Source organism: Pseudomonas viciae, from assembly GCF_004786035.1.
In the GTDB taxonomy this organism is placed as follows: domain Bacteria; phylum Pseudomonadota; class Gammaproteobacteria; order Pseudomonadales; family Pseudomonadaceae; genus Aquipseudomonas; species Aquipseudomonas viciae.
This window is the reverse complement of the sequence record NZ_CP035088.1, coordinates 4,755,865-4,780,370: the sequence shown is the minus strand read 5'-3', so window position 1 is coordinate 4,780,370 and position 24,506 is coordinate 4,755,865. Positions and strand designations below refer to the sequence as shown.

At 61.8% G+C, this 24,506-nt stretch carries 22 protein-coding genes, 4 tRNA genes and 1 pseudogene; 18 read left to right on the top strand and 9 right to left on the bottom strand.

Annotated features, from left to right (window positions below):
- Nucleotides 1-6 precede the first annotated feature (6 nt).
- The 4 genes from fabA to EPZ47_RS20890 form a co-directional block, all read right to left on the bottom strand.
- On the bottom strand, nt 7-522 hold the full coding sequence (gene fabA, locus EPZ47_RS20905) for a 3-hydroxyacyl-[acyl-carrier-protein] dehydratase FabA (protein WP_003204400.1): 516 nt from the start codon (nt 520-522) through the stop codon (nt 7-9).
- A gap of 236 nt (nt 523-758) precedes the next feature.
- A complete protein-coding gene (locus EPZ47_RS20900; RefSeq protein WP_135846535.1) occupies nt 759-2,660 on the bottom strand; it encodes an ATP-binding protein in 1,902 nt (633 codons plus the stop codon).
- A complete protein-coding gene (locus EPZ47_RS20895; protein WP_135846534.1) occupies nt 2,657-3,589 on the bottom strand; it encodes an ABC transporter substrate-binding protein in 933 nt (310 codons plus the stop codon). Before EPZ47_RS20895 ends, EPZ47_RS20900 begins: the two co-directional genes overlap by 4 nt.
- Entirely contained in the window at nt 3,590-5,713 is a 2,124-nt protein-coding gene (locus EPZ47_RS20890) for a TonB-dependent receptor plug domain-containing protein (RefSeq protein WP_135846533.1), read from the bottom strand.
- Between the two features lie 199 nt (nt 5,714-5,912).
- Between EPZ47_RS20890 and EPZ47_RS20885 the strand changes: the two genes are divergently transcribed.
- The 8 genes from EPZ47_RS20885 (at nt 5,913) to EPZ47_RS20850 (ending at nt 12,124) form a co-directional block, all read left to right on the top strand.
- Complete coding sequence (locus EPZ47_RS20885) at nt 5,913-6,938, top strand: NAD(P)H-dependent glycerol-3-phosphate dehydrogenase (protein WP_135846532.1); 1,026 nt, start codon at nt 5,913-5,915, stop codon at nt 6,936-6,938.
- 30 nt (nt 6,939-6,968) lie between these two features.
- Nucleotides 6,969-7,316, top strand: coding sequence for a DUF4389 domain-containing protein (locus EPZ47_RS20880; RefSeq protein WP_135846531.1), 348 nt, complete (start codon nt 6,969-6,971; stop codon nt 7,314-7,316).
- Nucleotides 7,313-7,765: a phosphohistidine phosphatase SixA gene (gene sixA, locus EPZ47_RS20875; RefSeq protein ID WP_135846530.1), complete on the top strand. Its 453-nt coding sequence runs from the start codon at nt 7,313-7,315 to the stop codon at nt 7,763-7,765. Before EPZ47_RS20880 ends, sixA begins: the two co-directional genes overlap by 4 nt.
- Nucleotides 7,766-7,802: 37 nt before the next feature.
- Entirely contained in the window at nt 7,803-8,246 is a 444-nt protein-coding gene (locus EPZ47_RS20870) for a hotdog fold thioesterase (protein WP_135846529.1), read from the top strand.
- 188 nt (nt 8,247-8,434) lie between these two features.
- Entirely contained in the window at nt 8,435-9,229 is a 795-nt protein-coding gene (locus tag EPZ47_RS20865; RefSeq protein ID WP_135846528.1) for an alpha/beta fold hydrolase, read from the top strand.
- A complete protein-coding gene (locus tag EPZ47_RS20860; RefSeq protein WP_135846527.1) occupies nt 9,226-10,077 on the top strand; it encodes an alpha/beta hydrolase in 852 nt (283 codons plus the stop codon). The genes EPZ47_RS20865 and EPZ47_RS20860 overlap by 4 nt, the downstream gene beginning before the upstream one ends.
- A gap of 129 nt (nt 10,078-10,206) precedes the next feature.
- Entirely contained in the window at nt 10,207-11,025 is an 819-nt protein-coding gene (locus EPZ47_RS20855; protein ID WP_135846526.1) for a DUF4892 domain-containing protein, read from the top strand.
- 61 nt (nt 11,026-11,086) lie between these two features.
- The gene (locus EPZ47_RS20850) at nt 11,087-12,124 is read left to right on the top strand and encodes an AI-2E family transporter (RefSeq protein WP_135846525.1); all 1,038 of its coding nucleotides are present in this window, start codon (nt 11,087-11,089) and stop codon (nt 12,122-12,124) included.
- 172 nt (nt 12,125-12,296) lie between these two features.
- Here EPZ47_RS20850 and xopAW read toward each other — a convergent pair whose 3' ends face one another.
- The 3 genes from xopAW to EPZ47_RS20835 form a co-directional block, all read right to left on the bottom strand.
- Nucleotides 12,297-13,139, bottom strand: coding sequence for a XopAW family type III secretion system calcium-binding effector (xopAW, locus tag EPZ47_RS20845; protein ID WP_135846524.1), 843 nt, complete (start codon nt 13,137-13,139; stop codon nt 12,297-12,299).
- Nucleotides 13,140-13,306: 167 nt separating this feature from the next.
- Nucleotides 13,307-14,353 carry a sensor histidine kinase gene (locus EPZ47_RS20840; protein ID WP_135846523.1) on the bottom strand — a complete coding sequence of 349 codons (1,047 nt, stop codon included), beginning with the start codon at nt 14,351-14,353 and terminating at the stop codon, nt 13,307-13,309.
- The gene (locus EPZ47_RS20835; RefSeq protein ID WP_135846522.1) at nt 14,353-15,111 is read right to left on the bottom strand and encodes a response regulator; all 759 of its coding nucleotides are present in this window, start codon (nt 15,109-15,111) and stop codon (nt 14,353-14,355) included. The genes EPZ47_RS20840 and EPZ47_RS20835 overlap by 1 nt, the downstream gene beginning before the upstream one ends.
- 291 nt (nt 15,112-15,402) lie before the next feature.
- Here EPZ47_RS20835 and pyrF point away from each other — a divergent pair, with 291 nt between their 5' ends.
- On the top strand, nt 15,403-16,101 hold the full coding sequence (pyrF, locus tag EPZ47_RS20830; protein WP_178084273.1) for an orotidine-5'-phosphate decarboxylase: 699 nt from the start codon (nt 15,403-15,405) through the stop codon (nt 16,099-16,101).
- Nucleotides 16,102-16,223: 122 nt separating this feature from the next.
- Here the strand turns inward: pyrF and EPZ47_RS20825 are convergent, their stop codons facing one another.
- Complete coding sequence (locus EPZ47_RS20825; protein WP_135846520.1) at nt 16,224-17,228, bottom strand: NADP-dependent oxidoreductase; 1,005 nt, start codon at nt 17,226-17,228, stop codon at nt 16,224-16,226.
- A gap of 226 nt (nt 17,229-17,454) precedes the next feature.
- Between EPZ47_RS20825 and EPZ47_RS20820 the strand changes: the two genes are divergently transcribed.
- The 4 genes and pseudogenes from EPZ47_RS20820 (at nt 17,455) to EPZ47_RS30930 (ending at nt 21,884) form a co-directional block, all read left to right on the top strand.
- The gene (locus EPZ47_RS20820; protein WP_135846519.1) at nt 17,455-18,216 is read left to right on the top strand and encodes an SDR family oxidoreductase; all 762 of its coding nucleotides are present in this window, start codon (nt 17,455-17,457) and stop codon (nt 18,214-18,216) included.
- A 204-nt stretch (nt 18,217-18,420) separates the two neighbouring features.
- Nucleotides 18,421-19,797, top strand: coding sequence for an aminotransferase-like domain-containing protein (locus tag EPZ47_RS20815; protein WP_135846518.1), 1,377 nt, complete (start codon nt 18,421-18,423; stop codon nt 19,795-19,797).
- Nucleotides 19,798-19,916: 119 nt separating this feature from the next.
- Nucleotides 19,917-21,023, top strand: a pseudogene (locus tag EPZ47_RS30935) (HAMP domain-containing protein); the annotation flags it as partial.
- Complete coding sequence (locus EPZ47_RS30930; protein ID WP_406550188.1) at nt 21,003-21,884, top strand: methyl-accepting chemotaxis protein; 882 nt, start codon at nt 21,003-21,005, stop codon at nt 21,882-21,884. The pseudogene EPZ47_RS30935 and the gene EPZ47_RS30930, both read left to right, overlap by 21 nt.
- Before the next feature lie 164 nt (nt 21,885-22,048).
- On the opposite strand, the gene EPZ47_RS20805 is transcribed toward EPZ47_RS30930, so the two are convergent.
- Nucleotides 22,049-22,807 (bottom strand): hypothetical protein, encoded by a 759-nt coding sequence (locus EPZ47_RS20805; protein ID WP_135846516.1) that lies wholly within the window; start codon nt 22,805-22,807, stop codon nt 22,049-22,051.
- Between the two features lie 371 nt (nt 22,808-23,178).
- On the opposite strand from EPZ47_RS20805, the gene EPZ47_RS20800 reads away from it, so the two are divergent.
- From EPZ47_RS20800 to EPZ47_RS20780, 5 genes are all read left to right on the top strand, one after another.
- A tRNA-Glu gene (locus tag EPZ47_RS20800) sits at nt 23,179-23,254 on the top strand.
- A gap of 2 nt (nt 23,255-23,256) precedes the next feature.
- Nucleotides 23,257-23,332, top strand: a tRNA-Gly gene (locus EPZ47_RS20795).
- Nucleotides 23,333-23,437: 105 nt separating this feature from the next.
- Nucleotides 23,438-23,513: transfer RNA gene (locus EPZ47_RS20790), tRNA-Glu, on the top strand.
- Between the two features lie 3 nt (nt 23,514-23,516).
- A tRNA-Gly gene (locus tag EPZ47_RS20785) sits at nt 23,517-23,592 on the top strand.
- Nucleotides 23,593-23,873: 281 nt separating this feature from the next.
- The gene (locus EPZ47_RS20780; protein WP_135846515.1) at nt 23,874-24,506 is read left to right on the top strand and encodes a LysE family translocator; all 633 of its coding nucleotides are present in this window, start codon (nt 23,874-23,876) and stop codon (nt 24,504-24,506) included.

Here is a 24,506-nt window from a genome sequence, read left to right as displayed (position 1 = left end):
TAACCCTTAGAAGTTGTCAGTGGAGGTGAAAACGCCGACCCGAAGGCCTTCGGCGGTGTAGATTTCGCGACCGTCCACGGCAACCGAACCATCGGCAATGGCCATGTTCAGCTTGCCCTTGAGGACGCGTTTGATATGAATGTTATAGGTGATTTTCTTGGCGGTCGGCAGGACCTGACCAAAGAATTTCACTTCGCCCGAACCCAGGGCGCGACCGCGACCCGGCAGGCCTTGCCAGCCGAGGAAGAAACCGACCAGCTGCCACATGGCATCCAGGCCCAGGCAGCCCGGCATCACCGGATCACCTTCGAAATGGCAGGCGAAGAACCACAGGTCCGGAGTGATATCCAGCTCGGCGACCAATTCACCTTTGCCGTACTTGCCACCCTCTTCGCTGATATGGGTGATGCGATCCACCATAAGCATGTTCGGGGCGGGCAGTTGCGCGTTACCTGGGCCGAACAGCTCACCGCGACTGCAGCGCAGCAGGTCTTCCCGAGTAAAGGCGTTTTGTTTGGTCATGCGAGCTCCTCAATAGTCCCATGCGGCAGGGTGGGGCAAATCTTCCCGGCCGATCGAAGCGTTCACGCCTCGAATCGACAGCTTACTCATAGACTATTGCGTTGTAGTGAAAGTCACAGCACACGGGAAATGAATGTACACCTGTGCACTGAAATTTTTATTCAAGCCCCAATCGGGGCCTGTTCGGGTGCCTAAGACTGCCGCACTTTCGCCTTTCACGCCAGTCACACCGGCCACTAATGCACCCAGCGTTGCAGAATTTGCTGCAGGTCAACTCTTTTGAACGGCTTGGCCAGGTAATCGTTCATGCCCGCCGCCAGGCAGGCTTCGCGGTCGCCCTGCAAGGCATTGGCGGTCAGGGCGATGATCGGCACGTCGCCGCAGCCGGGCAGTTGGCGGATCTGTCGGGTGGCTTCGTAGCCATCGACGATGGGCAGCCGGCAATCCATGAGAATCGCTTCGAAAATCAGGCTTTCGGCGCTGCGTACGGCCTGAGCGCCATCGGCGGCGACGCTCACCGTGAAGCCCAGGCTGCGCAGCATGGCTTCGATCACCGTCTGATTCACCGGGTTGTCCTCCACCAACAACACGTTGCGGCCTTCACCATTGCCGTTGCCGCTGGGCAGTCGTGGCACCAGGGGCGGCGGGGTCTGTCGCGACCGGGCCAGCGGCACTTCGAGGGTGAACACAGAACCCTGGCCCTCTGCACTCTGGGCCCGCAGCGTGCCGCCCATACGCTCGGCCAGGGTGCGGGCGATCGGCAGGCCCAGGCCAGTGCCGCCGTAACGCCGCGAAATCGAACTGTCGGCTTGCTGGAACGCATCGAACATGCGCTCCAGGCTCTCGGCCGGAATGCCAATTCCGCTGTCACGTACTGTGCAGGTGAACCACAGCAGTTCGTGATCCAGGGCCTGCCACTGGCACTGCACGGTGATACGGCCTTGCTCGGTGAATTTCAGCGCGTTGCCGATCAGGTTCACCAGGATCTGCCGGATCCGCGTCGGATCGCCTTGGACCTGCAAGGCCTGCATGTCGTCGGGGATCTGCAGGTCCAGGCCCAGTTTGCGTTGTGCGGCGCTGTGCTGGAACGACTGGGCGCAACTGCCCACCAGTTCCGCCAGATTGAACGGGATGTGTTCCAGTTCCAGGGCCGAACGCTCGATGCGCGAGAAGTCGAGGATGTCGTTGATCACCTTCAACAGGTGTTCAGTGGATTCGGAAGCCAGCGCCGTGTACTCGTGCTGCTCGTCGGTCATGCGGGTGGTTTCCAGCAGTTGCAGCATGCCCAGTACGCCGTTCATGGGCGTGCGCAGTTCATGGCTCATCATCGCCAGGAACTCGGATTTGGCGCTGTTGGCCTTTTCCGCTTCTTCCCGGGTCTTGATCAGTTGCGCCATGGCCTGGTGTTGTTCCCGGCTGGCTTGCTCCAGTCCGTCGGCCAGGTTGTTGATATGCCGTGACAAGGCGCCCAGTTCACCGTCGTCAACGATGGGCAGCGGCGTGCTGTAGTCGCCTTGCTGGATCGCCTTGACCGCGTTGCCGATGTCGCGGATCGGTCGGGACAGGTTCGCTGCCAGGCGCCGCGCTACCAGGAAGGTGAACAACAGGGCGAACAGCGCGAGGATGGCGGCCTTGAGCAGGATTTCCTGCTGGCGCTGGCTGAAGGCGTCACTGGACATGCCGACGATCACCCGCCCCAGGTAATCCTCGCCGGACGCCTCGGTTGAAGTGCTGTTGCCTTGCAGGAAATCATTGTTCAGGGCAATACGTTGCAGGCGAACCGGGGCCTGGAACACTTCTACCTGCTGAGTGCGCTCGTGGGTTTGCTCGGACTGCTCGACGTACACCAGCACCTTGTCCGTGCTGTCCTGAATCTCCAGGAAACGCACGTGGGGGGTCGCCAGGGTGGCGGCGAGCAGGCTTTCCAGCACCTCCTTGTTGCCGGAAATCACTCCGTATTCCGTGGCGGGGGCCAGTTGGTTGGCGATCAGTTGCCCGGTGTGATTGAGTTCCTGGCGCAGGTCCTGGATTCGCACGAAGGTGAAAAAGCTGATCAACAGCACGGTCAGCAGCAGCGCCGGGCCGAGGGCGATGAGCTGGGTGCGGGTATTGATGTCCCAACGGCGACGCAAGGTCATGGGCGGTGCTCTCCTTCGGCCAACGTCGCAGCGACGGATTCGGCGTCAATCGGTTCGATCCCCAGTGAACGGGTGACCTGTCGGTTGCTCAGGACTTTGAAACGGGCCGGATACAGGGTGCGCGGCCAAGTTGCGGCGGGGCGGTCGAGCAGATCGTCGAGGATCGCCAGCCAGTCGTCCTGGTCGCTGTAGGTGCTGGCCAGGCTACCGGCCTTGACGAAGGCGGCGCTCGGCCCGATCAGCGCACGTTGCCGGGCGTAGCTGCTGAGCAAGAGGTTTTTCACGGTCTTGGGGTTGTACAGGTCGGGATCGTCGAGGCCCAGCAGCACATCGCTCTGGCCCAGCAGGTTTTGCAAGGGGCGGCTGTCGCTGGTGTCGTCCCAGCGTTCGGCCACGATCTCCAGGCCCAGGGGCAGGGCGGCCTGGCGCAGGTCCTTGAGCAAGAACTCGCTGTGTCCGTCGAACAGTACGCCAACCCGGCGCACCTGCGGCAGGACCGTGCGGATCAGCCGCAACTGGCGCGCCATGGGCGGGTCGCTCCAGAGCAGGCTCAGGTGCTCGGGCGTGACCTCGCCCAAGCGATCCCGGGCTTGCTGGCGACTGATGCGCAGCACCAGAGTGGCCGGTCCGTGGGTTTTCTGCAGGCGCCAGTCGAGGCTGGGCAGGTCGAGCAAGACCAGACGGACATTGCCTGGCAATTTGTCCGGCGCTGGCAAGCCGGACAGTGGGGTGAACCGCACATTGTCCTCGGGGCGCAGGGCTTTGAGGGCCTGGGTGAAGGACTGCACGCCGGGGCTGTCCTCGGCGCCGGTCAGCAGTATTTCGGCGGCGCGGGCCTCGATCGTCGCCAGCAACCCTGCAAACACCAGGCATAGCGCCAGCGACAGGCGGCCATGAAATGGCGTCTTGCGTGATGGGCCCCGGGACATCTAGAAGGACAACTCTGCGCTGAAATACAGGACGTGACGGGAGTCGTAGCGGTTGTCGACGAACGTGGTCGGTTGATTGTCCAGGCGCTGTTGCAGGACGCCCGCCAGTTCCAGGCTAGCCTTGCCCAATGGGATGCGCCGGGCCAGCCGAGTGTCGAGCCGTTCGAAGCGATAACCGTTGAGGGCATCGGCGGCGTAATAGAAGACCGCACTGTTCCAACCCTGGCCCCAGTTCCGCAGCCAGCCGGCCGAACCGCTGTTGCGGGCGGTCAGTTGTTCGTCGAGGGGGTTGCTGGCCTGGGCATCGACATAGGCGTAGGTCAGGCGCAGGCGGTCGGCGCTGGTCAGGCGCCAGTCGAGCTGGGTTTCGGCCCCGGAGAACTGCGATTGGTTGCTGTTGCTGGCGATGTACTGATTATTGCGCAGCGGTTCGCTGATCATGCCGGTGATTTCGTCATGGAACAGCTTCACATCGACCGTCAGGCCCAGGTCCATGAAGTAACCGTTGTAGCCCAGTTCCCGGGAGCGCATGTGCTCCTGTTCCAGGTTCCCCGGGCCACGGGTCCGGACGAAGTAACGGGCGCTGCTCTGGCCGAAGGCGGTGGGCTGCAGGTTGGTGACCTGATAGCTCCAGTTGACGTTGTTCTCGAACATGTCCGGCGAGCGCACGGCTTCGGAATACACCGCCCGCAGGCCATGGCGCGGGGTGATCAGGTAGTTGACCGCCACTCGCGGGGTCAGTGAGCTGCCGGTCAGTTGGGTGTCTTCGAACATCGCTCCGCCCTGCAACAGCCAGTGCTCGGTGGCCCGCCATTCGAACTGGCCGAACAGCCGCCAGGTGGTGTCGTCCAGGGTGCCGTTGAAATAGGTTTCGGAGTCGGCCCGGTCGTACCGGTAGTTCGCCCCGGTGACCAGGCGCAGGCTGTCGGACAGGCTCAGGGTGTCCTGGATCTCCAGGTCGTAGCGCGACTCCCGGGCGCTCTGGTCGATATCGCCGCACAGGGTTTGCGAGGCGCCGTTGCGCCATTGATCGAGCACCTGGTTGGCCAACGCTTGTTCCTGTGGCGTGCCGGCTGGCGCGCCGCTGCTGAGGTAGCTGGGAATATTGCGCGCCAGCTTCTCGGCATAGTACGGGTTGAGCTGCCACAGGTCGGTCAGTTGCGGGCTGAAGGACACCTCGGCATCGCAGGCACGCCAGGTCTGCTGACGATCCCAGTGCTGGATCGAGCCTTGGACATAAAGGCTGTGGTTGGGGTCCAGGTCGAGGTTCCAGCGCAGCGAACCGGCGTAGTCCTTGGCGATAACGTCGGAATTGTCGCCGGCGGCGGTAATCCCGGCGAACACCGGGTGGTAGGTGTAGGGCCGCTGATTGGTCCCGTCCTTGGCGTTCAATTGCCAATCGATGCTCTGCTGCTCGTTCAATGCCTGGCTGACGGACAGGTTGAAGCGGTTCAAGCGACGGCTGTCGCGGTAATCGGCGCCGTTACGGTTGCTGTCAAAGCCATCGTCTTCCTGGCCGGACAGCGAAAGTCGCAGGTCGCCGTTCTCCCAGCCGCTGCCCTGGCTGGCGTACCAGTCGCTGATACCACGCTGGCCCCGGGTGATTTTCAGCCGGGTGCCGTGGCTGTCGGCGGGAGCGCGGGTGATGATGTTGACCACTGCCATCAGCGCGTTGGCGCCGTAGCTGACGGTGTTGGGTCCGCGAAAGACTTCGATCCGCTCGATGTCTTCCATGGCGACCGGGATATCGCTCCAGTCCACCGTGGCCAGGCCGGCGCGGTACACCGAGCGGCCGTCGATCAGCACTTGCATGCGGCGGGCTTCGCTGGCGTTGGTGCCGTGGTAATTCACGGCGGCCTGGTTGCCGCTGATGTTGCCGACCATCATGCCCGGCACCAGGCGCAGCAGTTCGCTGATGTCCCGGGCGCCGCTGGCCTTGATCAATTCGCTGTCCAGCACGGTCATGCTGCCCGGCACCGCCGCCGGCGATTGCTTCAGGCGCGTGGCCGTCAGCACTTGGGGCAGGGCTTGGCTGTCCACGAACAAGTCGTCGGCCAGCACTGGCGGGCTGATGATCAGCGCCAATAGCAGTGACGAGCCTGAACGGGAAGGGCCAACGGGCACGGAACGACCTTTGGGAATGGAAGGATAGCGGGCATGTTAACCGAGCTGAACGACTTTTCCATTCACGTTGACCGCATTTTCCGGGGAATTGATGGTCAGCTTGCTACAGCCTCCGGTAATTGTTGGCGGGGCTGGTCGCGATCCGGCCGCTCCGTATAATGCCCGGCATTGCCACTTGGTATGGATGAACGGATTGCATATGACTGAACAGCGCCCGATTGCGGTCCTGGGAGGCGGGAGTTTCGGCACCGCCGTGGCTAACCTGCTGGCCGAGAATGGTCACCCGGTGCGCCAATGGATGCGTGACCCTGAGCAGGCCGAGGCCATCCGGGTCAACCGCGAAAACCCGCGTTACCTCAAAGGCATCAAGATTCGCCCGGAAGTGGAGCCGGTCACTGATTTGCAGGCGACACTTGAGGGCAGCGAGCTGTTTTTCGTCGCCTTGCCGTCCAGTGCCCTGCGCTCGGTACTGGCGCCCCATGCCGAACGCTTGAGTGGCAAGTTGCTGGTGAGCCTGACCAAGGGCATCGAAGCCCAGACCTTCAAGCTGATGAGCGAGATTCTCGAAGAGATCGCCCCGAAGGCGCGCATCGGTGTGATTTCCGGGCCGAACCTGGCCCGGGAGATCGCCGAACACGCCTTGACCGCCACCGTGGTCGCCAGTGAAGACGAAGACCTGTGTCAGCAGGTCCAGGCCGCGCTCCATGGTCGCACCTTCCGGGTCTACGCCAGCGCCGACCGTTTTGGCGTGGAGCTGGGCGGGGCACTGAAGAATGTCTATGCAATCATCGCCGGGATGGCGGTGGCGCTGGGCATGGGTGAGAACACCAAGAGTATGCTGATCACCCGGGCGCTGGCGGAAATGACCCGCTTTGCCGTCAGCCAGGGCGCCAATCCGATGACCTTCCTGGGGTTGGCCGGGGTGGGCGATCTGATCGTCACCTGTTCCTCGCCCAAGAGCCGCAACTATCAAGTCGGTTTCGCCCTCGGCCAGGGCCTTAGCCTTGATGAAGCCGTGTCGCGCCTGGGCGAAGTGGCCGAAGGGGTGAACACCCTCAAGGTCCTCAAGGCCAAGTCCCAGGAGGCCGAGGTGTACATGCCGCTGGTCGCCGGGTTGCATGCGATTCTGTTCGAAGGGCGCACGCTGGAACAGGTGATCGAACTGTTGATGCGTGGCGAACCGAAGACCGACGTCGATTTCATTTCCACCAGCGGTTTCAACTGAGCCTTTATTGAGCGCAAGCAGGAGCGAGCTATGAACGATCCGAAAGAGCAGCCCCAATACGAATCCATCCTGCTGCGTGTGCTGTGGATGGTCATTTATCTGTTGGTCTGGCAGGTGGCGCAATTCATCCTCGGCGCCGTGGTGCTGGTGCAACTGATCTATCGGCTGATCTACGGCGCACCCAGCGCCAGCCTGATGAATTTCGGCGACAGCCTGAGCCAGTTCCTGGCCCAGATCGGCCGTTTCGGCACTTTCCACAGTGACCAGAAACCCTGGCCGTTCGCTGATTGGCCAACCCCGCGCGCCCCGGAGGGGGAAGCTCCTCACGTTGTGGCACCGGCCCCGCATCCGGTTCGTGACGAAGAGCCGAAGCTATGAAGCTGTGGGTATTGCGCCACGGTGAAGCCGAGCCCTACGGCGCCCGTCCCGACCCCGAGCGGGCGCTGACCGCTCATGGTCGCGAGGAAGTGTTGCGCAGCGCCGCGCAGTTGATCGGTCAACCGTTGAGCGCCATCTATGCCAGCCCCTACCTGCGCGCCCAGCAGACCGCGCTATTGGTGCGCCAAGCGCTGGGTTTTCAGCCGGAACTGATCACGGTGGACTGGCTCACGCCGGACACCCGGCCGCAAAAAGTCCTGGAACACCTCGATGATCAGGGCGATGTGCTGCTGGTCAGCCATAACCCTCTGGTGGGTAGCTTGTTGGGCTTGCTGCAACATGGTCATCTGCAACAACCTGAGCAGGTGAAAACGGCTGGCCTGGCTGAGCTGGAAGGCGATCTGCCGTTGGCTGGGGTGATGATGCTCAAGGGCATCAAGCACCCCTAAGATTGAGCACCCTGAAAATCACAAAGGAAGGGCAACGATGAGTCTGTGGCGCACCCCCCCCAACATCGAGCAACTGAACGCCGCCGGGAAGAACACCATCAGCGAAGTGCTGGACATTCGGTTCGAGTCTTTCGACGACGAATCCCTGACCGCCAGCATGGTCGTCGATCACCGTACTCACCAACCATTTGGCCTGCTGCATGGCGGTGCGTCGGTGGTGCTGGCGGAAACGGTCGGGTCGATGGCCGCCTATCTGTGTGTGGACGCCAGCAAGTTCTATTGCGTGGGGCTGGAAATCAATGCCAACCACCTGCGCGGCGTGCGCAGTGGTCGCGTGACGGCTACGGCGCGGATGGTGCACCTGGGGCGCACCACCCAGGTCTGGGACATCCGCCTGACCAACGACGAGGGCAAGGTCAACTGTGTGTCGCGCCTGACCATGGCCGTGGTGCCGCTGGGCGAGCAACCGCCGGCGCGTTGAAACTCGTTAACTTTTCGGGGCAGGAGAGGGCCTTTGTGGCGAGGAGATAAATCCCCTCGCCACAGTTTCACTGCCCATTGCCCCCCATAGCCCAACCCCGACTGTCATCATTCCTGTCAGTTACGGTCATTGCCGTGCCGCCAGGTTCTGCGGACAATCAGCCCCAGTTCCCCAATGGATCGGCTGTCATGTCGCAACAGGTGTTTTTCGCCCACGCCAATGGTTTTCCCTCGGCCACCTACGGCAAGCTGTTCGCCGCGCTGGCGCCGCAGTACGAGGTCGCGCACCTGGAATTGCACGGCCATGATCCGCGTTTCCCGGTGGACGACAACTGGCACAACCTGGTGGATGAACTCATCCACCACCTGGAACAGCAGGCGGGGCCGGTGTGGGGCGTCGGCCATTCCCTGGGCGGCGTACTGCACCTGCACGCGGCGCTGCGCTGCCCACAGTTGTACCGGGGCGTGGTCATGCTCGATTCGCCGGTGCTGACTCGCACCGATCAATGGGTGATCCTGGCCGCCAAGCGCCTGGGCTTCATCGACCGCCTGACCCCGGCCGGCCGGACCCTGGGACGGCGTGAAGAGTTCGCTGACCTGGCGTCGGCCCGGGCGTATTTTGCCGGCAAGACACTGTTCCGCGGGTTTGACCCGGACTGCTTCGACGCCTACCTGCAACATGGCCTGCAGCCAGTTGGCGATCGGTTGCGGCTGCGCTTCGACCCGGCCACGGAAATCAGCATCTACCGTGGCGTGCCGCACACCAGCCCAGGACGGACCCGTAAGCTCAAAGTGCCGCTGGCGGTGGTGCGCGGCCGGCAAAGTCGGGTAGTGATGGGGCATCACACCCGCTCGGTGGGGCGCATGCCCCAGGGCGAATCCCTGAGCATGCCTGGCGGCCATATGTTCCCCCTGGAGCGGCCGCAAGACACGGCTGATCTGCTCAAGGATTTGCTCCAGCGCTGGGAAGGTCGCAGCCGATGAGTGGGGTCGAAGAAGTCCGCCTGAGCTTGCCCCACATCGAACTGGCGGCCCATCTGTTCGGCCCGGAAGAGGGCCGGCCAGTGATCGCCCTGCATGGCTGGCTGGACAACGCCAACAGCTTCGCCCGGCTGGCCCCAAGGCTTGCAGGCCTGCGGGTGATTGCCCTGGACATGGCCGGCCACGGTCACTCCGGGCATCGGCCGCCCGGAGCCGGTTACGCCCTGTGGGACTATGCCCATGACGTGCTGCAAGTCGCCGAACAACTGGGCTTGAAGCGTTTCGCCCTGTTGGGGCACTCCATGGGCGCCATTGTCTCGCTGGTGCTGGCCGGCTCGTTGCCAGAACGCGTAACGCACTTGGGCCTGATCGACGGGGTGATTCCTCCGACCGCCAAAGGCGATAACGCCGCCGAACGCATGGGCATGGCCCTGCAAGCGCAGCTGGATTTGCAGCAAAAACGCAAACCGGTCTACAAAACCCTCGATCGGGCCATCGAAGCGCGCATGAAAGGACTGGTGGCGGTCAGCCGCGAGGCCGCCGAGTTGCTGGCCCAACGTGGCCTGATGCCGGTGCCGGGAGGTTACACCTGGCGTACCGACAACCGCCTGACCTTGCCATCGCCGCTGCGCCTGACCGATGAGCAGGCCATGGCCTTCGTCGCGCGGGTCGCTTGTCCTGCGCACCTGGTGGTGGCGGCCGACGGCATGCTTGCCCAGCACCCTGAACTGCTGGAGCGTCTACCCTTCAGTCATGAGCAGTTGCCGGGCGGCCATCATTTGCACCTGAACGACGAGGACGGTGCCGCGCTTGTAGCAGACTGTTTCAATCGGTTCTTCACCGTTTCTTGACTTGCGCCGGGCAACTGTCGAGGCTGGGCGGGTTGAAAGGGAGACAACCATGACAGATCTCTGTTTACCCGCCACGCGGCGCATCGACGACGCCTGTTTCGTCCAAGTGACTCAGGCCATGCCGATCCGATGAAATTATCCGTTCATTCACTCGCCCTGCTGGCGCTGGGTTGCTTCAGCCCGGCGTCGTTCGCCGTCGATGTGCCCGGCAGTCACGATCTGGAGCGTGTGCCACGCCTGCCCGATGCGCAGATCGTCGATTACCGGCAAACCAGCGACCTGGAGCGCGTCTACCCCATGGGCTCGATCCGTAGGATCAGCGGCCAGTTGCGCTTCGACGGCCAGGTCGAGGCCCGTGGCAATGTCACGTCGGTCACTTACGAGCTGCCGCCGGAACATTCCGCCACCCAAGCCTTTACCGCCGCTCGCGAAGCGTTGCAGAAGCAGGGCGCCGAGCTGTTGTTCTGGTGCCAGGCCCGCGATTGCGGTGAAAGCAGCCTGTGGGCCAACGAAGTATTCGGCAATTCCAAGCTCTACGGTGCCGACAATGGTCAGGCCTATCTGCTGTTGCGCCTGGCGCCACCGGCGGACAACACATTGATTGCGCTGTACGGCATCACGCGCGGTAACCGCAAGGCCTACCTGCATGTCGAGCAGTTCGAGTCGAGCGCAGCACTGGGCGAGTTGCTGCCGACCTCGGCCACGCTGCTGCGCCAACTCAAGGACACCGGGGTGCTGGACTTGCCGCGTCTTGCCGGTGAGCCGGATGACACCTGGCTACGCCTGCTGTCCCGGGCGCTGAACCTGGACACGGGCCTGCGGGTCAGTATCGCCGGTCCGCAGGCCGAGACCTGGCGCCAGGCGCTGATTGACCAGGGTGTCCGGGCGGCGCGGATGGAAGCTGCCCGTGGCGATGTGGCGGGCCTGCACCTTGAGTTGCTGCGATAAGCTGTTGCGGGTGACGGGCTTCACGCCGTGACCCTGGCCCTGTCCATTTTCGAGACCTTACATGCTCAATAACGATCGGCTGTTGGTGCAGATCCTGCTCCTGGTGTTGTTCGGCGCAAGCCTCTGGGTGATGGCGCCGTTCTGGTCGGCGCTGTTCTGGGGCGCGGTGCTGGCGTTCGCCAGCTGGCCGCTGATGCGCCTGCTGACCCGCTGGCTCAATGGCCGCGAATCCCTGGCGGCGGCGTTGCTGACGTTGGGCTGGATGCTGTTGGTGGCGGTACCGCTGGTGTGGCTGGGGTTCAACCTGGCCGATCATGTGCGCGATGCCACGGCGTTCATCAAGGACGTGCAGGTTGACGGTCTGCCCGAAGCCCCGACCTGGCTGGCCGGCGTGCCGCTGGTGGGCGGGCGGTTGGTGGGTATCTGGAACAGCATCGACCAGCAGGGTGCGGCAATGATGGTGTCCATCAGACCCTACCTGGGGCAGGTCGGCAACTGGCTGCTGGCCCGCAGCGCGCAGATCGGCGGTGGGATTCTCGAACTGACCCTGAGCATTGTGTTCGTGTTCTTTTTCTATCGCGACGGCCCACGATTGGCGGTGTTCGTCCATGGACTGCTGGAGCGCCTGATCGGCGACCGTGCCGGCTATTACATCGAACTGGTGGCCGGAACGGTGCAACGGGTGGTCAACGGTGTGATCGGTACTGCGGCGGCCCAGGCCGTGCTGGCACTGATCGGCTTCCTGATCGCCGGGGTGCCGGGGGCGCTGGTGCTGGGTATCGTCACTTTCCTGCTCAGCCTGATTCCCATGGGGCCGCCGCTGGTCTGGATCCCCGCCACGGCCTGGCTGGCGTGGAAGGGTGAATATGGGATGGCGGTGTTCCTCGGTATCTGGGGCACCTTCATCATCAGCGGCGTGGACAACGTGCTCAAACCCTACCTGATCAGCCGTGGCGGAAACCTGCCATTGGTGATCGTGCTGCTGGGGGTGTTCGGCGGCTTGATCGCCTTCGGTTTCATCGGCCTGTTCATCGGTCCGACCTTGCTGGCGGTGGCGTACAGTTTGCTGACGGATTGGAGCAAGAGCCAGGCACGATAGTGTGAATGCCGAGCACCTGTGGCGAGGGAGCTTGCTCCCGCTGGGGGCGTAGGAGCTGTGTAGGAGCTGTCGAGTGCAACGAGGCTGCGATCTTTCCCCAGACCCTTGAATCCAAGCGAAAGATCAAAAGATCGCAGCCTTCGGCAGCTCCTACGAGTGCAGCCCCGGTGAATCAAGTCGCCACGTTCAGGTGTTTCCCCACGGTCGCGACGTTATCCAGCGAGTATTGCCGGCTGAGGTTGGCGATCATCCTGTTCAACGCTTCGCTGCCATTGGCCTGGGCGGTGGAACTGTCGCTGCTGCGTCCGGCCTGCAAGGTGCTGTTGAACTCGTCGCTGTCGACCCCGCCGCTGCTGTCGCTGTCGAGTGCTTTGATCAGCATTGCGCTGGTGTCGGTGCTCGTGGCGGTGCTGTCGCTGGCCTGCAGGGCGCTGGTCAGTTCGCTGGCGGTAACACTGCCGTCGCCATCGCTGTCGAGCTGGCTGAACAGCTCTTCGCTGGAGGCCTGTTGCGGTGGTGGAGGCGGTGGGGCGAGGCTGGCGGCGAGTTCGTCGGCGCTGACGGTACCGTCTTCATTCTTGTCCAGCGCCGAGAACACTTGCTGACTGTCGGCATCGCTGCCAGCACTGGCCAGGCCGCTGCTCAATTCATCGCTGCTGATCGTGCCATCACCGTCGGCGTCCAAGGTGCTGAGCAGCGCCTCGGCCAGTTCGGTATCCGGCGCCTGGTTCCGTGGAGGTGGAGGTGGAGGGGCCATCGCGGCCATTTCCTCGCTACTCAAGTCACCGCTGCCGTCACTGTCCAGATCGCTGAAATTGTCGCTCAGGCTGACCAGGATACCGTCGTCGCTCTTCTGCGACAGGGCGGTACTCAATTCGTCCTGATCAACCGAACCGTCGCCGCTGCTGTCGAGCTTGCTGAGCAGCTCCTTTTGAAACTGCTGGCTGCGGGCACTGCTGGTCGCGGTACTGCTGGTGCTGGTGTAGGGCGAGTAACTGCTGACGCTACCGATCATGGGCGCTCTCCTTGGGCTGGAATGCCGGTGGGTGCACCGGCTTATGCAGCGTCGGCGGGGCAGTTGTCGTGGGTGTGTGGAGTTTGTACCGGTGGGTGTACAAAACCTCCGGATCAACGCTGGCCCCTGTGGGAGCGAGCTCGCTCCCACAGGTGATAGGTGTGTTCTCAGGCGCGAGGCAGGCTGATCACCGCCGTCAACCCACCCCCCGGCGTTTCTTCCAGGCTCAACTGCCCGCCGAGGCGTTCTGCGGCTTCCCGGGCGATGGTCATGCCCAGGCCGACGCCGCCGGAATTGCGGTTGCGCGAGCCTTCCAGGCGATAGAAGGGTTCGAATACTGTCTCGCGTTTGTCCGCCGCAATACCCGGGCCGTGGTCGATGACCCGGATCAGTAACTGGTGAGGCTGGTCTTCCAGGGTAATCAAGGCGTGACCGGCATAACGCAGGGCGTTGTCCATGAGGTTGTTGAGGCACGAGCGCAGTGCCATCGGCTGCACCTGCAGCGGCGCACAGGAGCCGCTGGCCTGCACATCGGCGCCCTGGTCCTGGGCGTTTTCGCTCAGCGATTCCACCAACGCCTGCACGTCCATCCATTGCAGGGCTTCGCTGGTGCGCTGTTCGTGCAGGTAGGTGAGGGTCGCGTCGAGCATGCCGATCATGTCGTTCAAATCCTGGCGCATCTGGCCTTGCAGCTTGAGGTCATCGATCTGCTCCAGGCGCAGCTTGAGTCGCGACAGTGGAGTGCGCAGGTCATGGGACACCGCGCCGAGCATGCGTGAGCGCTGCTGCACCTGTTCGCGAATCCGTTGCTGCATCAGGTTGAATGTATGGGCCGCCTGCCGCGCTTCCCGGGGGCCGGTTTCTTCCAGTGGTGGGCTGTCGAGGTTCTCGCTCAGGCGCTCGGCGGCCTCGCTCAGGCGCTGGATCGGCCGGGTCAGCAATTTCGCACCGTACCAGGCGGCCACGATCAGGCACACGAACTGGAACGTCAGCGGCACCACCGGGCCGCCGAACCAGGGGCGCGCAGGTCGGTTGGGTGGCGGACCGAAGGCTGGTCGCCCTTCGGTTTGTCGGGAAAATTCCGGCGGTGGCCCGGGCGGTGGTGGCCTGTCGTAGTGAGCAAACCAGGCAAACGCCAACAGATGCGCCAGGACGATCGCCAGCAACAGCACGCCAAACAGACGGCCGAACAGGGAGTCGAGGCGCAAGCGCATCAGCCGATGTCCCGAGCGTCGAACAGGTAGCCTTCACCGCGAACGGTCTTGATCAGTTGCGGCGCCTTCGGGTCGTCGCCCAGCTTCTGGCGCAGGCGCGAGACCAGCAGATCGATGCTGCGGTCGAACGCCTCGATGGAGCGTCCACGGGCGGCGTCCAGCAGTTGCTCGCGGCTGAGTACCCGGCGCGGCCGTTCGATGAAGACCCACAACAGGCGGAATTCGGCGTTGGACAGCGGCACCACCAGCCCGTCGGCGGAGATCAGTTGGCGCAGCACGCTGTTGAGCCGCCAGTTATCGAAGCGAATATTGGCTCGCTGTTCGGTGCGGTCGTCACGCACCCGGCGCAGGATCGTCTGGATCCGCGCCACCAGCTCCCTGGGTTCGAAGGGCTTGGCCATGTAGTCATCGGCACCCAGTTCCAGGCCGATGATGCGGTCGGTGGGTTCGCACCGGGCGGTGAGCATCAGGATCGGGATGTCCGATTCGGCGCGCAGCCAGCGGCACAGTTGCAAGCCATCTTCCCCCGGCAGCATCAGGTCGAGCACGACCACGTCGAAATGCTCGGCCTGCATTGCCAGGCGCATGGCCGCGCCATCGGTCACGCCGCTGGCGCGGATGCTGAAACGGGCCAGGTAATCGATCAGCAGCTCGCGAATCGGCACGTCGTCGTCGACGATCAGCGCGCGGGTGCTCCAGCGCTTGTCATCGTCGGGCGCTTTTTGATCGTCAGAATTTGCAACAGGGGTGTTCTGCATGGATGCATCATCTGCCAGGTAGGCTGCCAACCGCAAAGAAGGCGGCGAGGTTGAGGCTTCAGCATAGGCGTCGTGCCGCGAGGCGTGAAGCGCTGAAAGGACGGGGTGCGGCGCCAGACGGTAGCGTGCCGGCATGTTGCACGCATGTCATGAGTGTATCGGCTTCGACACAAAGGCCGGCATCGTCCATGCTGCTCTGGACGCGATGATGATTTACCGATCATCGGGTCCCGCACCGGCGCTGGTTCCGCTACAATGCGCGCCGATTTCGACTTGCCTGAGAGCCCGCTCATGTCCGCCTGCCAGACGCCCATTATCGTCGCCCTGGATTTCCCTACCCGTGACGCCGCCCTGAAGCTGGCCGACCAGTTGGACCCCAAGCTCTGCCGGGTCAAAGTCGGCAAGGAGCTGTTCACCAGCTGTGCCTCGGAAATCGTCGGTACCCTGCGTGACAAGGGTTTTGAAGTATTCCTGGATCTGAAATTCCACGATATCCCCAACACCACCGCCATGGCCGTCAAGGCTGCCGCGGAGATGGGCGTGTGGATGGTCAACGTGCACTGCTCCGGTGGCCTGCGCATGATGGCAGCCTGTCGTGACGTGCTGGATCAGCGTAGCGGCCCCAAACCCCTGCTGATCGGCGTGACCGTGCTGACCAGCATGGAGCGCGAGGACCTGGCCGGGATCGGCCTGGACATCGAGCCTCAGGAGCAGGTGCTGCGGCTCGCGGCGCTGGCGCAGAAGGCCGGCCTGGACGGTCTGGTCTGTTCGGCCCTGGAAGCCAGCGCCTTGAAAGCGGCCCATCCGTCGCTGCAACTGGTGACCCCGGGGATTCGTCCAGCGGGCAGTGCCCAGGACGATCAACGCCGCATCCTGACCCCGCGCCAGGCGCTGGACGCTGGCTCCGATTACTTGGTGATCGGCCGTCCGATCAGCCAGGCAGCGGATCCGGCCAAGGCGTTGGCGTCGGTCGTGGCCGAACTGGCCTGATCAACCTCTGAGGTTCCCCTTGTGGGAGCGGGCTTGCTCGCGAAGACGGAGTGTCAGGCGTCATGTATGCCAGCTGACTCACCGCCTTCGCGAGCAAGCCCGCTCCCACAGGTGTTTTGTGACTAGACCTTAAGTACCAACTTCCCGAAATTCTCCCCACTGAACAATTTGGTCAGCGTCTCGGGGAACGTCTCCAGCCCTTCGACGATATCTTCCTTGCTCTTGAGTTGCCCCTTGGCCATCCAGCCGGCCATTTCCTGCCCGGCGGCGGCGAATTGCGCGGCATAGTCCATGACCACGAAACCTTCCATGCGCGCTCGGTTGACCAGCAGCGACAGGTAGTTGGCGGGGCCCTTCACCGCTTCCTTGTTGTTGTACTGGCTGATGGCGCCGCAAATCACCACGCGGGCCTTGAGATTCAGGCGGCTGAGCACTGCGTCCAGAATGTCGCCACCGACGTTATCGAAATACACATCCACGCCTTTGGGGCATTCGCGCTTGAGGCCGGCATGGACGTCTTCGCTCTTGTAGTCGATGGCGCCGTCGAAGCCCAGTTCATCGATCAGGAACTTGCATTTGTCGGCCCCACCGGCGATGCCTACCACGCGGCAGCCTTTGATCTTGGCGATCTGCCCGGCAATGCTGCCCACCGCACCGGCGGCACCCGACAGCACCACGGTCTCGCCGGCCTTGGGCGCGCCAACGTCCAGCAGGGCGAAATAGGCAGTCATGCCGGTCATGCCCAGCGCGGACAAATAACGGGGTAGCGGCGCCAGTTTCGGATCGACCTTGTAGAAGCCTCTCGGCTCGCCGAGGAAATAATCCTGCACGCCCAACGCACCGTTGACGTAGTCCCCGACGGCGAACCCCGGGTTGTTCGATGCAATCACCTGGCCTACACCCAATGCGCGCATCACTTCACCGATGCCCACTGGTGGAATGTAGGACTTGCCTTCGTTCATCCAGCCGCGCATGGCCGGGTCCAGGGACAAATACTCGTTCTTCACCAGGATCTGACCGGCTGCCGGTTCGCCGACCGGTACTTGTTGATAAGTGAAAGTCTCGCGGGTCGCGGCGCCCACCGGGCGTTTGGCGAGCAGGAACTGGCGATTGGTCTGGGCAGTCATGGCTGGCACTCAAGATGAATGAAGCCTTGTTGATAGACCTTCGAAGCCTTTGCCGCAAGGTTTGCTGATGCAGCGAATGCACTTCGATCCAACACAGTGATAGTCCGGCCAGGCGCTTTATCACTGGCGCCCATGAATGCTCAAACGGCAATTGGATAGTGCTGCCGCGTCATCGAGACCTGTGGCTAGACTGGCGTCATCCCCCGCATTCTTCGAGGAACTGACAATGAGCATGACGTTTTCTGGACAGGTCGCCGTGGTAACGGGCGCAGCCGCGGGCATTGGCCGCGCCACTGCCCAGGCGTTCGCGGCAGAGGGCCTGAAAGTGGTGGTGGCCGACCTGGACGTGACGGGCGGCGAGGGCACGGTGCAGTCGATTCGAGAGGCGGGCGGCGAGGCGGTGTTCGTGCGCTGCAACGTGACGCTGGAAAACGACGTGCAGAACCTGATGAACGAAGTGATCAATACCTACGGTCGCCTCGATTACGCCTTCAACAACGCCGGGATCGAGATCGAGAAGGGCAAGCTGGCCGATGGCACCCTCGATGAGTTCGACGCGATCATGGGCGTCAATGTGAAGGGCGTCTGGCTGTGCATGAAATACCAATTACCATTGCTGCTGGCCCAAGGCGGCGGGGCCATCGTCAACACGGCTTCGGTGGCCGGCCTGGGGGCGGCGCCGAAGATGAGCATCTATGCGGCCTCCAAGCACGCTGTGATCGGCCTGACCAAGTCGGCGGCCATCGAGTATGCCAAGAAGAAAATCCGCGTGAATGCGGTCTGCCCGGCGGTGATCGACACCGACATGTTCCGTCGTGCCTATGAGGCGGATCCGAAAAAGGGTGAGTTCGCCAACGCCATGCACCCAGTGGGTCGTATTGGCAAGGTCGAGGAGATCGCCAGTGCTGTGCTGTACTTGTGCAGCGATGGAGCGGCATTCACCACGGGTCATTCCCTGGCGGTGGACGGCGGTGTCACGGCTTTCTGAGGACCGTCTGCTGAGTTTGTAGGAAAAGCCCGCACTGGGTGCGGGCTTTTTCTTGGGCGGCGGAAAAGTCCTGGGAAGGGACCGACAATGTGTTTCAAGGAGTGAGAATCAGCGGTTTTGAGGCTGTTGTCGTACATCGTCAGGTGGCGGCCTGTGCTTAACTGTTTCCGGAAATAAAACAAACGCTTAGGAGCTTGGTTACTCATGGAATTGAGAATCGACCGACAGGCCCTGGTGCCCGTCGTGCAGCAGATTGTCGACGGGCTGGCAGGCTGGATCCGACAGGATGCGGTGCAACCGGGCACTCGCTTGCCATCCATCCGGCAACTGGCGCGGGAGAATCTGCTCAGCCAGTCCTGTGTCAGCGAAGCGTGCGAACGCCTGGTTGCCCAAGGGCTGTTGGCGTCCCGTCACGGCTCTCGTTTTTTTGTCGCCCCGTCACCTGACACCCTCGACGAAAATCGGCCGCAAGGTGCGCCACCGATCCAGGGGCATTTGCCCGGCAGTTCGCAATGGGCGTTGAAGTTGGGGTGTGGCGGGCTTCCCGAGAGCTGGCGTGAAAGCGATGACCTGGGCTATGCGATCCGCCAGGTTACCCGCACCGATATGGCGGGGCTGTTCAACTACAGTACGCCGTTGGGGTTGCCCGCCTTGCGCGAGCAACTGTCCCGGCGCCTGAAGCTGCTCAATATCGAAGCCGATAAGAACCTGATCATGACCACGACCGGAGCCACCCACGGGCTGGACCTGATCGTGCGGACACTGTTGCAGCCGGGGAGCTGCGTCGTCGTGGAAAGCCCCGGTTATTCGAAACTGTTCGAGCTGCTCAGGCTGTATAAGATCGACATGATCGAACTGCCCAGGACCCCGCGCGGCCCGGACGTCGATGCACTGCAAACCCTCCTGGCAACTCATCGGCCCAGTGCCCTGTTCGTCAACAGCGCCTGCCATAACCCGACCGGCAGCAGCCTGGTCCCGGCCGTGGCCCAGCGGCTGCTGCAACTGACAAAAAAACACGCCATGCTGGTGATCGAAGACGATGTCTATGCCGATTTCCAGGGTTCGGCGCGGACCCGGCTGGCGGCGCTGGACGCCGACGTGGTCTACGTTGGCAGCTTCTCGAAAACCCTGAGCAGCTCGTTGCGAGTCGGTTTCGTGGCGGCCGGGCCATCCGTCATCGTGCGCCTCAGCGAGGTCAAGGGCATTACCAGCATGGGCGGATCGCGGTTTTGTGAGTCGGTGCTCGCCCGCCTGCTGGCCAACGGTGCCTATCGCAAGCTGGTCCAGCGCCAGCGCCAACGTCTCAATGCCGATCGGGCGGCGGTGTTGCAGGTGCTGGAAGACGCCGACTGGGAAGTCTTTGGCAAACCGGTCGGTGGGCTGTTCATCTGGGCACGTCCGCCATTGTGTGACTACGCTGGACTACAACGCTTGGCCAAGCGGTTTGGCGTATCGCTGTCTTCGCGAACGGCCTTCAGCCCTTCAGGTGCCGACAGTGACTGGTTGCGGATCAACGTGGCCTACGCATTGGACCCCAGGGCACAAGCATTTTTCCGGGCCGCGGCCTTGGATCGACCTTGAGTGTCCTGAAAACGACGCGGCTGTAGCTTTTTGCCATTATTCCGACGCCAGCATCTTGTGTTGCGGGGCGTCTCGTTGCGAATCTGCAATCAACACACACTGGCAGAGGACTGAGCGCAATGATTTCGGCCGTGCAAGGACGTTTTGCCAACCTCGGTATGGCAAAAAAACTGGGTATCGGGTTCGTCCTGGTATTACTGCTCACTGCTGTGGTGGCGGCTATCGGAGTCTGGTCCCTGCAGACCATCAGCCATCGCTTCGAGGGGCTCAAACAGATGTCCGCCCTTAACAGCGAGCTACTCAAGGTCCGCCTGCTTGAGCAGGACTACGCCCTGCGCTCCGACGCTAAGACGGCCGACGCCCTGCGCCAGGGCGTCGACGGGCTGATTGTCCTGGCGAACGTGCTCAAGGCGCAGTCGGCGGCCAATGGCCCGGTGATGAGCGACGTCGAGCAGGCGCTGGCGGCTTATCGCAAAGCGTTCGACGAGTTTGTCAGCTTGAGCCAGAGCAAGGACCTGGCGCTGGAAATGGCCAGTTGGTCGGTGTCCAGCGTCGCCAATAACCTGGATGTGCTACAGGCGGGGTTGGCGGACGATGGCGCCTATACCTTGAAAGACACCGAAGGCAAGGAGGGCGCTGAGTTCATCGAGCAGGCCAACCAGATCAGCGAAGTGTCGCGGTTGATGCTGCAGGCCATGAACGAAGCGCGGGTCCGTCTGGACCAGAGTCGCAAAGGCAGTGATGAGGCGGTCGGGCAAGGCAATATTGAACAGGCCGAGCAGGCCATGAAACAGGCTGAAGCGCTCAAGGCCGTCATCAAGGACCCGGGTTACCAGACCGTGCTTAACGAAGTGGCCGGGCACATCGCCGGGTTCAACCAGCAACTGGCCGAATACACCGGGCTGTTGGCCAAGGAAAAAATCGTCTACCAACAACTGCACGAGCGGGCCGCCCAAGTCGTGGAGCGGGTAGACCAGGCCTACAGCGCCGAAGACGGTGCGATGCGGACCGAACTGAAAAAGAACTCGCTGCTGATCATCGGTTCGTCGGCCCTGGCACTGTTGGTGGGCTTGATCGCGGCCTGGGTCATTACCCGGTTGATCGTTGCACCGCTGCGCAGCGTCATTCGTGTCGCCCAGCAGATTGCGGCGGGTGACTTGAGCGCTACGGTCGAAGTGACGCGCCGCGACGAAATTGGTCAGTTGATGCTGGCCATGCAACAGATGGGGGCCGGCCTGAGCAGTATCGTCAGTGGCTTGCAGGCCGGTATCGAGCAGTTGGCCAACTCCGCCCAATCGCTGTCGACCGTGACGGAGCAGACCAACCTGGAGGTCAGCAGCCAGAAAGAGGAAACCGAGCAGGTCGCCACGGCCATGAACCAGATGACCGCCACCGTCCACGACGTGGCGCGCAATGCCGAAGAAGCGGCTCAAGCGGCCCAGACCGCCGACGATAAAGTCGAGAGCGGCCAACAGGTGGTGCGTCAGAGCATGGTGCGTATCGAGCAACTGGCCGATTCGGCCACTTCGGCCAGCACCAGCATTGAAAGCCTCAGCGCGGAGATCCAGAACATCGGTACGGTATTGAGTGTGATCAAGAGCGTTGCCGAGCAAACCAACTTGCTGGCGCTCAATGCCGCCATTGAGGCTGCTCGGGCCGGTGAGCAGGGCAGGGGCTTTGCAGTGGTGGCCGATGAGGTGCGGGCCCTGGCCAGGCGCACGCAACAGTCCACCGAGGAAATCGAGCGGTTGGTCAGCGCCTTGCGCTCAGCGGCCCACACCTCCGTGCAGCAGATCCAGAGCAGTGGCGAGCTAGTGAAAATGGCGGTCAGCGATGCACTGCAGACTGAAAGCGCCCTGGGAAGCATTGCTGCTGCTGTGTCGTTGATCCAACAGATGAACCAGCAGATCGCGGCTGCGGCCGAGCAGCAGAGTTCAGTGGCCGAGGAGATCAACCGCAGCGTCACCAGTATTCGGGCCAGCGCCGATCAATCCTCCCTGGCGATGCAGGGCAATGCCGCGTCCAGCATTGAGCTGGCACAGTTGGGCGTTAAGCTGAAGGGGATGGTGGGGCATTTCAGGTTGTGATTTGTTCCATGAGCGCTTGCTCCCGTTGGGCTGTGTAGGCGCTACTGAAGGCTGCGATGTTTTGATCTTTCGCTTGGGACTCAAGCGTTTGGAGAAAGACCGCAGCCTTGTTGCACTCGACAGCTCCTACACAGCTTGGCGGGAGCAAGTTCCCTCGCCACATTTCAGTCGTAAACCTTCTTCTTCTTCCACTCGTCGTTTATTTCGTCATCCTTCAAGCCTTCGGTCAACTGGTTGACTTCGCCTTCGACGGGCTGGGTGCTGGCCAGGACCATGGCATTGGCCCGGCCCAGGAGTTTCTCCAGGTAGGCCAGTTGCTCGGCGTAGACCTGCGGTTCCTGTTGTTTGCGCAAGTATTGCACGCCGCGTTCGAATGCCAGGCGGGCCTGGCCTGGTTGCTCTTGCTGCAAGGCTTGTTGACCGAGGTTGTTGAAGAACTCGATGTGCAACAGGACGAGGATGTGCCGTACTTCGCGGATCCAGCGCTTGGCTTCGTTGGCTGGCAGAAAACCGTCCTGGGCGGCGCGGGTGATCTGACCATGCAAAGCCTCGAGCAGAAACCGCACATCCTTGGCCTTGGCCTCGGTCAGGATCGGTGCTGGTGGATTGTTTACCGGGATCGATTCACCTTGGGCGGCTAATGCGTTCAGTTCATCAAGGCGCGCCTTGACCGCGTTATTGGTTTTCTCCAGGTTCAGCAAGCGCTGGCAGACGTTCATCTCAAGGCGCGTCATCAGCAATTTCAGGGCCGGGGTCATCAACTGCCCCGGAAAGGTTTCCGTGAGTTCGCCACAGCGACGCATGCGGTCGTTGAGTTCAACCTTGGTGCGGGCCTTTTCCAGCTTATTGTTTTCCACCACATGGTTCATGTAGCCAATGGCAATCAACAGTGCGATCCCGGCTACGACGAGCAGGGTGATCATGAGTGGTGTCACCGGTAAGACCTCTTTAATGGGGTTCGCATGTTATGAGTGTAGTGGCTTGGCTTTTAAGCGCATAGGCCCGTGCGACGTGATTAGACGGGCGTCGTGCTGTTTATATGAAGCACAGCTAAGTAGATGCACATTGCCACTATTTGCCAGACGCGACTATAGCGTCTTGGCGGGCGACAGAATATAGACGTCAGAGACCAGGCGAGCAAAATCTGCGAATGGCCTCCAAACCGGGCGAAGTCATTGATTTAAATAAATTTATATCTGGGGGTTGACGACCCTCCAATCCATCCATAGAATGCGCGCCACTTACAGCGTAAAGCACTCAGCTAAACGCGGTAAGCAGTGAATGTTGTACGTGTGTCCCCTTCGTCTAGTGGCCTAGGACACCGCCCTTTCACGGCGGTAACAGGGGTTCGAGTCCCCTAGGGGACGCCAATGCGGGAATAGCTCAGTTGGTAGAGCACGACCTTGCCAAGGTCGGGGTCGCGAGTTCGAGTCTCGTTTCCCGCTCCATTTTTAAACAGCGTTGCTTTCGGGCAGGGCTGAGTGAAACCAGAGCCGGCATCTTAGGATGCGGGTCTGGGCACTGGAACACACACCATGTGTTCCGGGCAGCGTGTCCCCTTCGTCTAGTGGCCTAGGACACCGCCCTTTCACGGCGGTAACAGGGGTTCGAGTCCCCTAGGGGACGCCATTTGCGGGAATAGCTCAGTTGGTAGAGCACGACCTTGCCAAGGTCGGGGTCGCGAGTTCGAGTCTCGTTTCCCGCTCCAAATTCAAAAAAACGCCGCTCATTGAGCGGCGTTTTTTTATGCGCGTGAAAAACTCAGTTCAATCCTCAGGGTGTAGAGAGTCAGTCTCCGTGAACCTCTAACGAACAATTTTCGTGGATTGTTCTGTCTGAGGGTCGGGGTGTTGCTTCACCTTAATAATGAAGGGGGAATGAGAGCACTTCATGCAAAACTGAGGGATATGGCGTGACGAAGATTAATAATTAATTTCTAAAAAAATGCACTTCTCCTAACCTTCCAGTACCCATTCAGGAGGTGCATTTATGTTGATTTTCGTTAAATCAATGGTCATCGGGCTTTGCATTGCAGCGCCTGTGGGACCCATTGGGCTGTTGTGTATACAGAGAAGTCTCATGCTCGGCTGGAGAGCCGGTTTCGCGACAGGGTTGGGGGCGGCCACCGCCGATTCGATCTATGGATTTATTGGGGCCTTGGGGGTCACGGCCATCATCGCAACGCTCATTAGCTTTAAACCATGGTTGTGCATTTTCGGCGGGGTATTCCTCGCTTACATTGGTTATCAAACGATCCGATCGAAGGGCGGCGCAACCGCTATGGCGGGTGAGCGTGCCAACATGTTCAAAGCCTACTCGACCACGCTGTTCTTGACCCTGTCGAACCCCATGACGATCTTATCGTTTATCGCGATATTCGCCGCGCTGAGTGACGGTATGGTCAGTGATCAAAGCAGTCAGCACTCAGTGCTGCCCATGGTGACAGGTATCTTTCTGGGCTCGGCGGCCTGGTGGCTGGGATTGAGCGGCTTCTCCTCCATTTTCAAGGCCAGGATCGCCCAATCAAAGCTCAAATTGATCAACTACCTTTCCGGGGCAACCATCACGATTCTGGGCGCTTACCAAGTAGCCACTGGCGTCATGCTGGCCACGGCAGCGTGA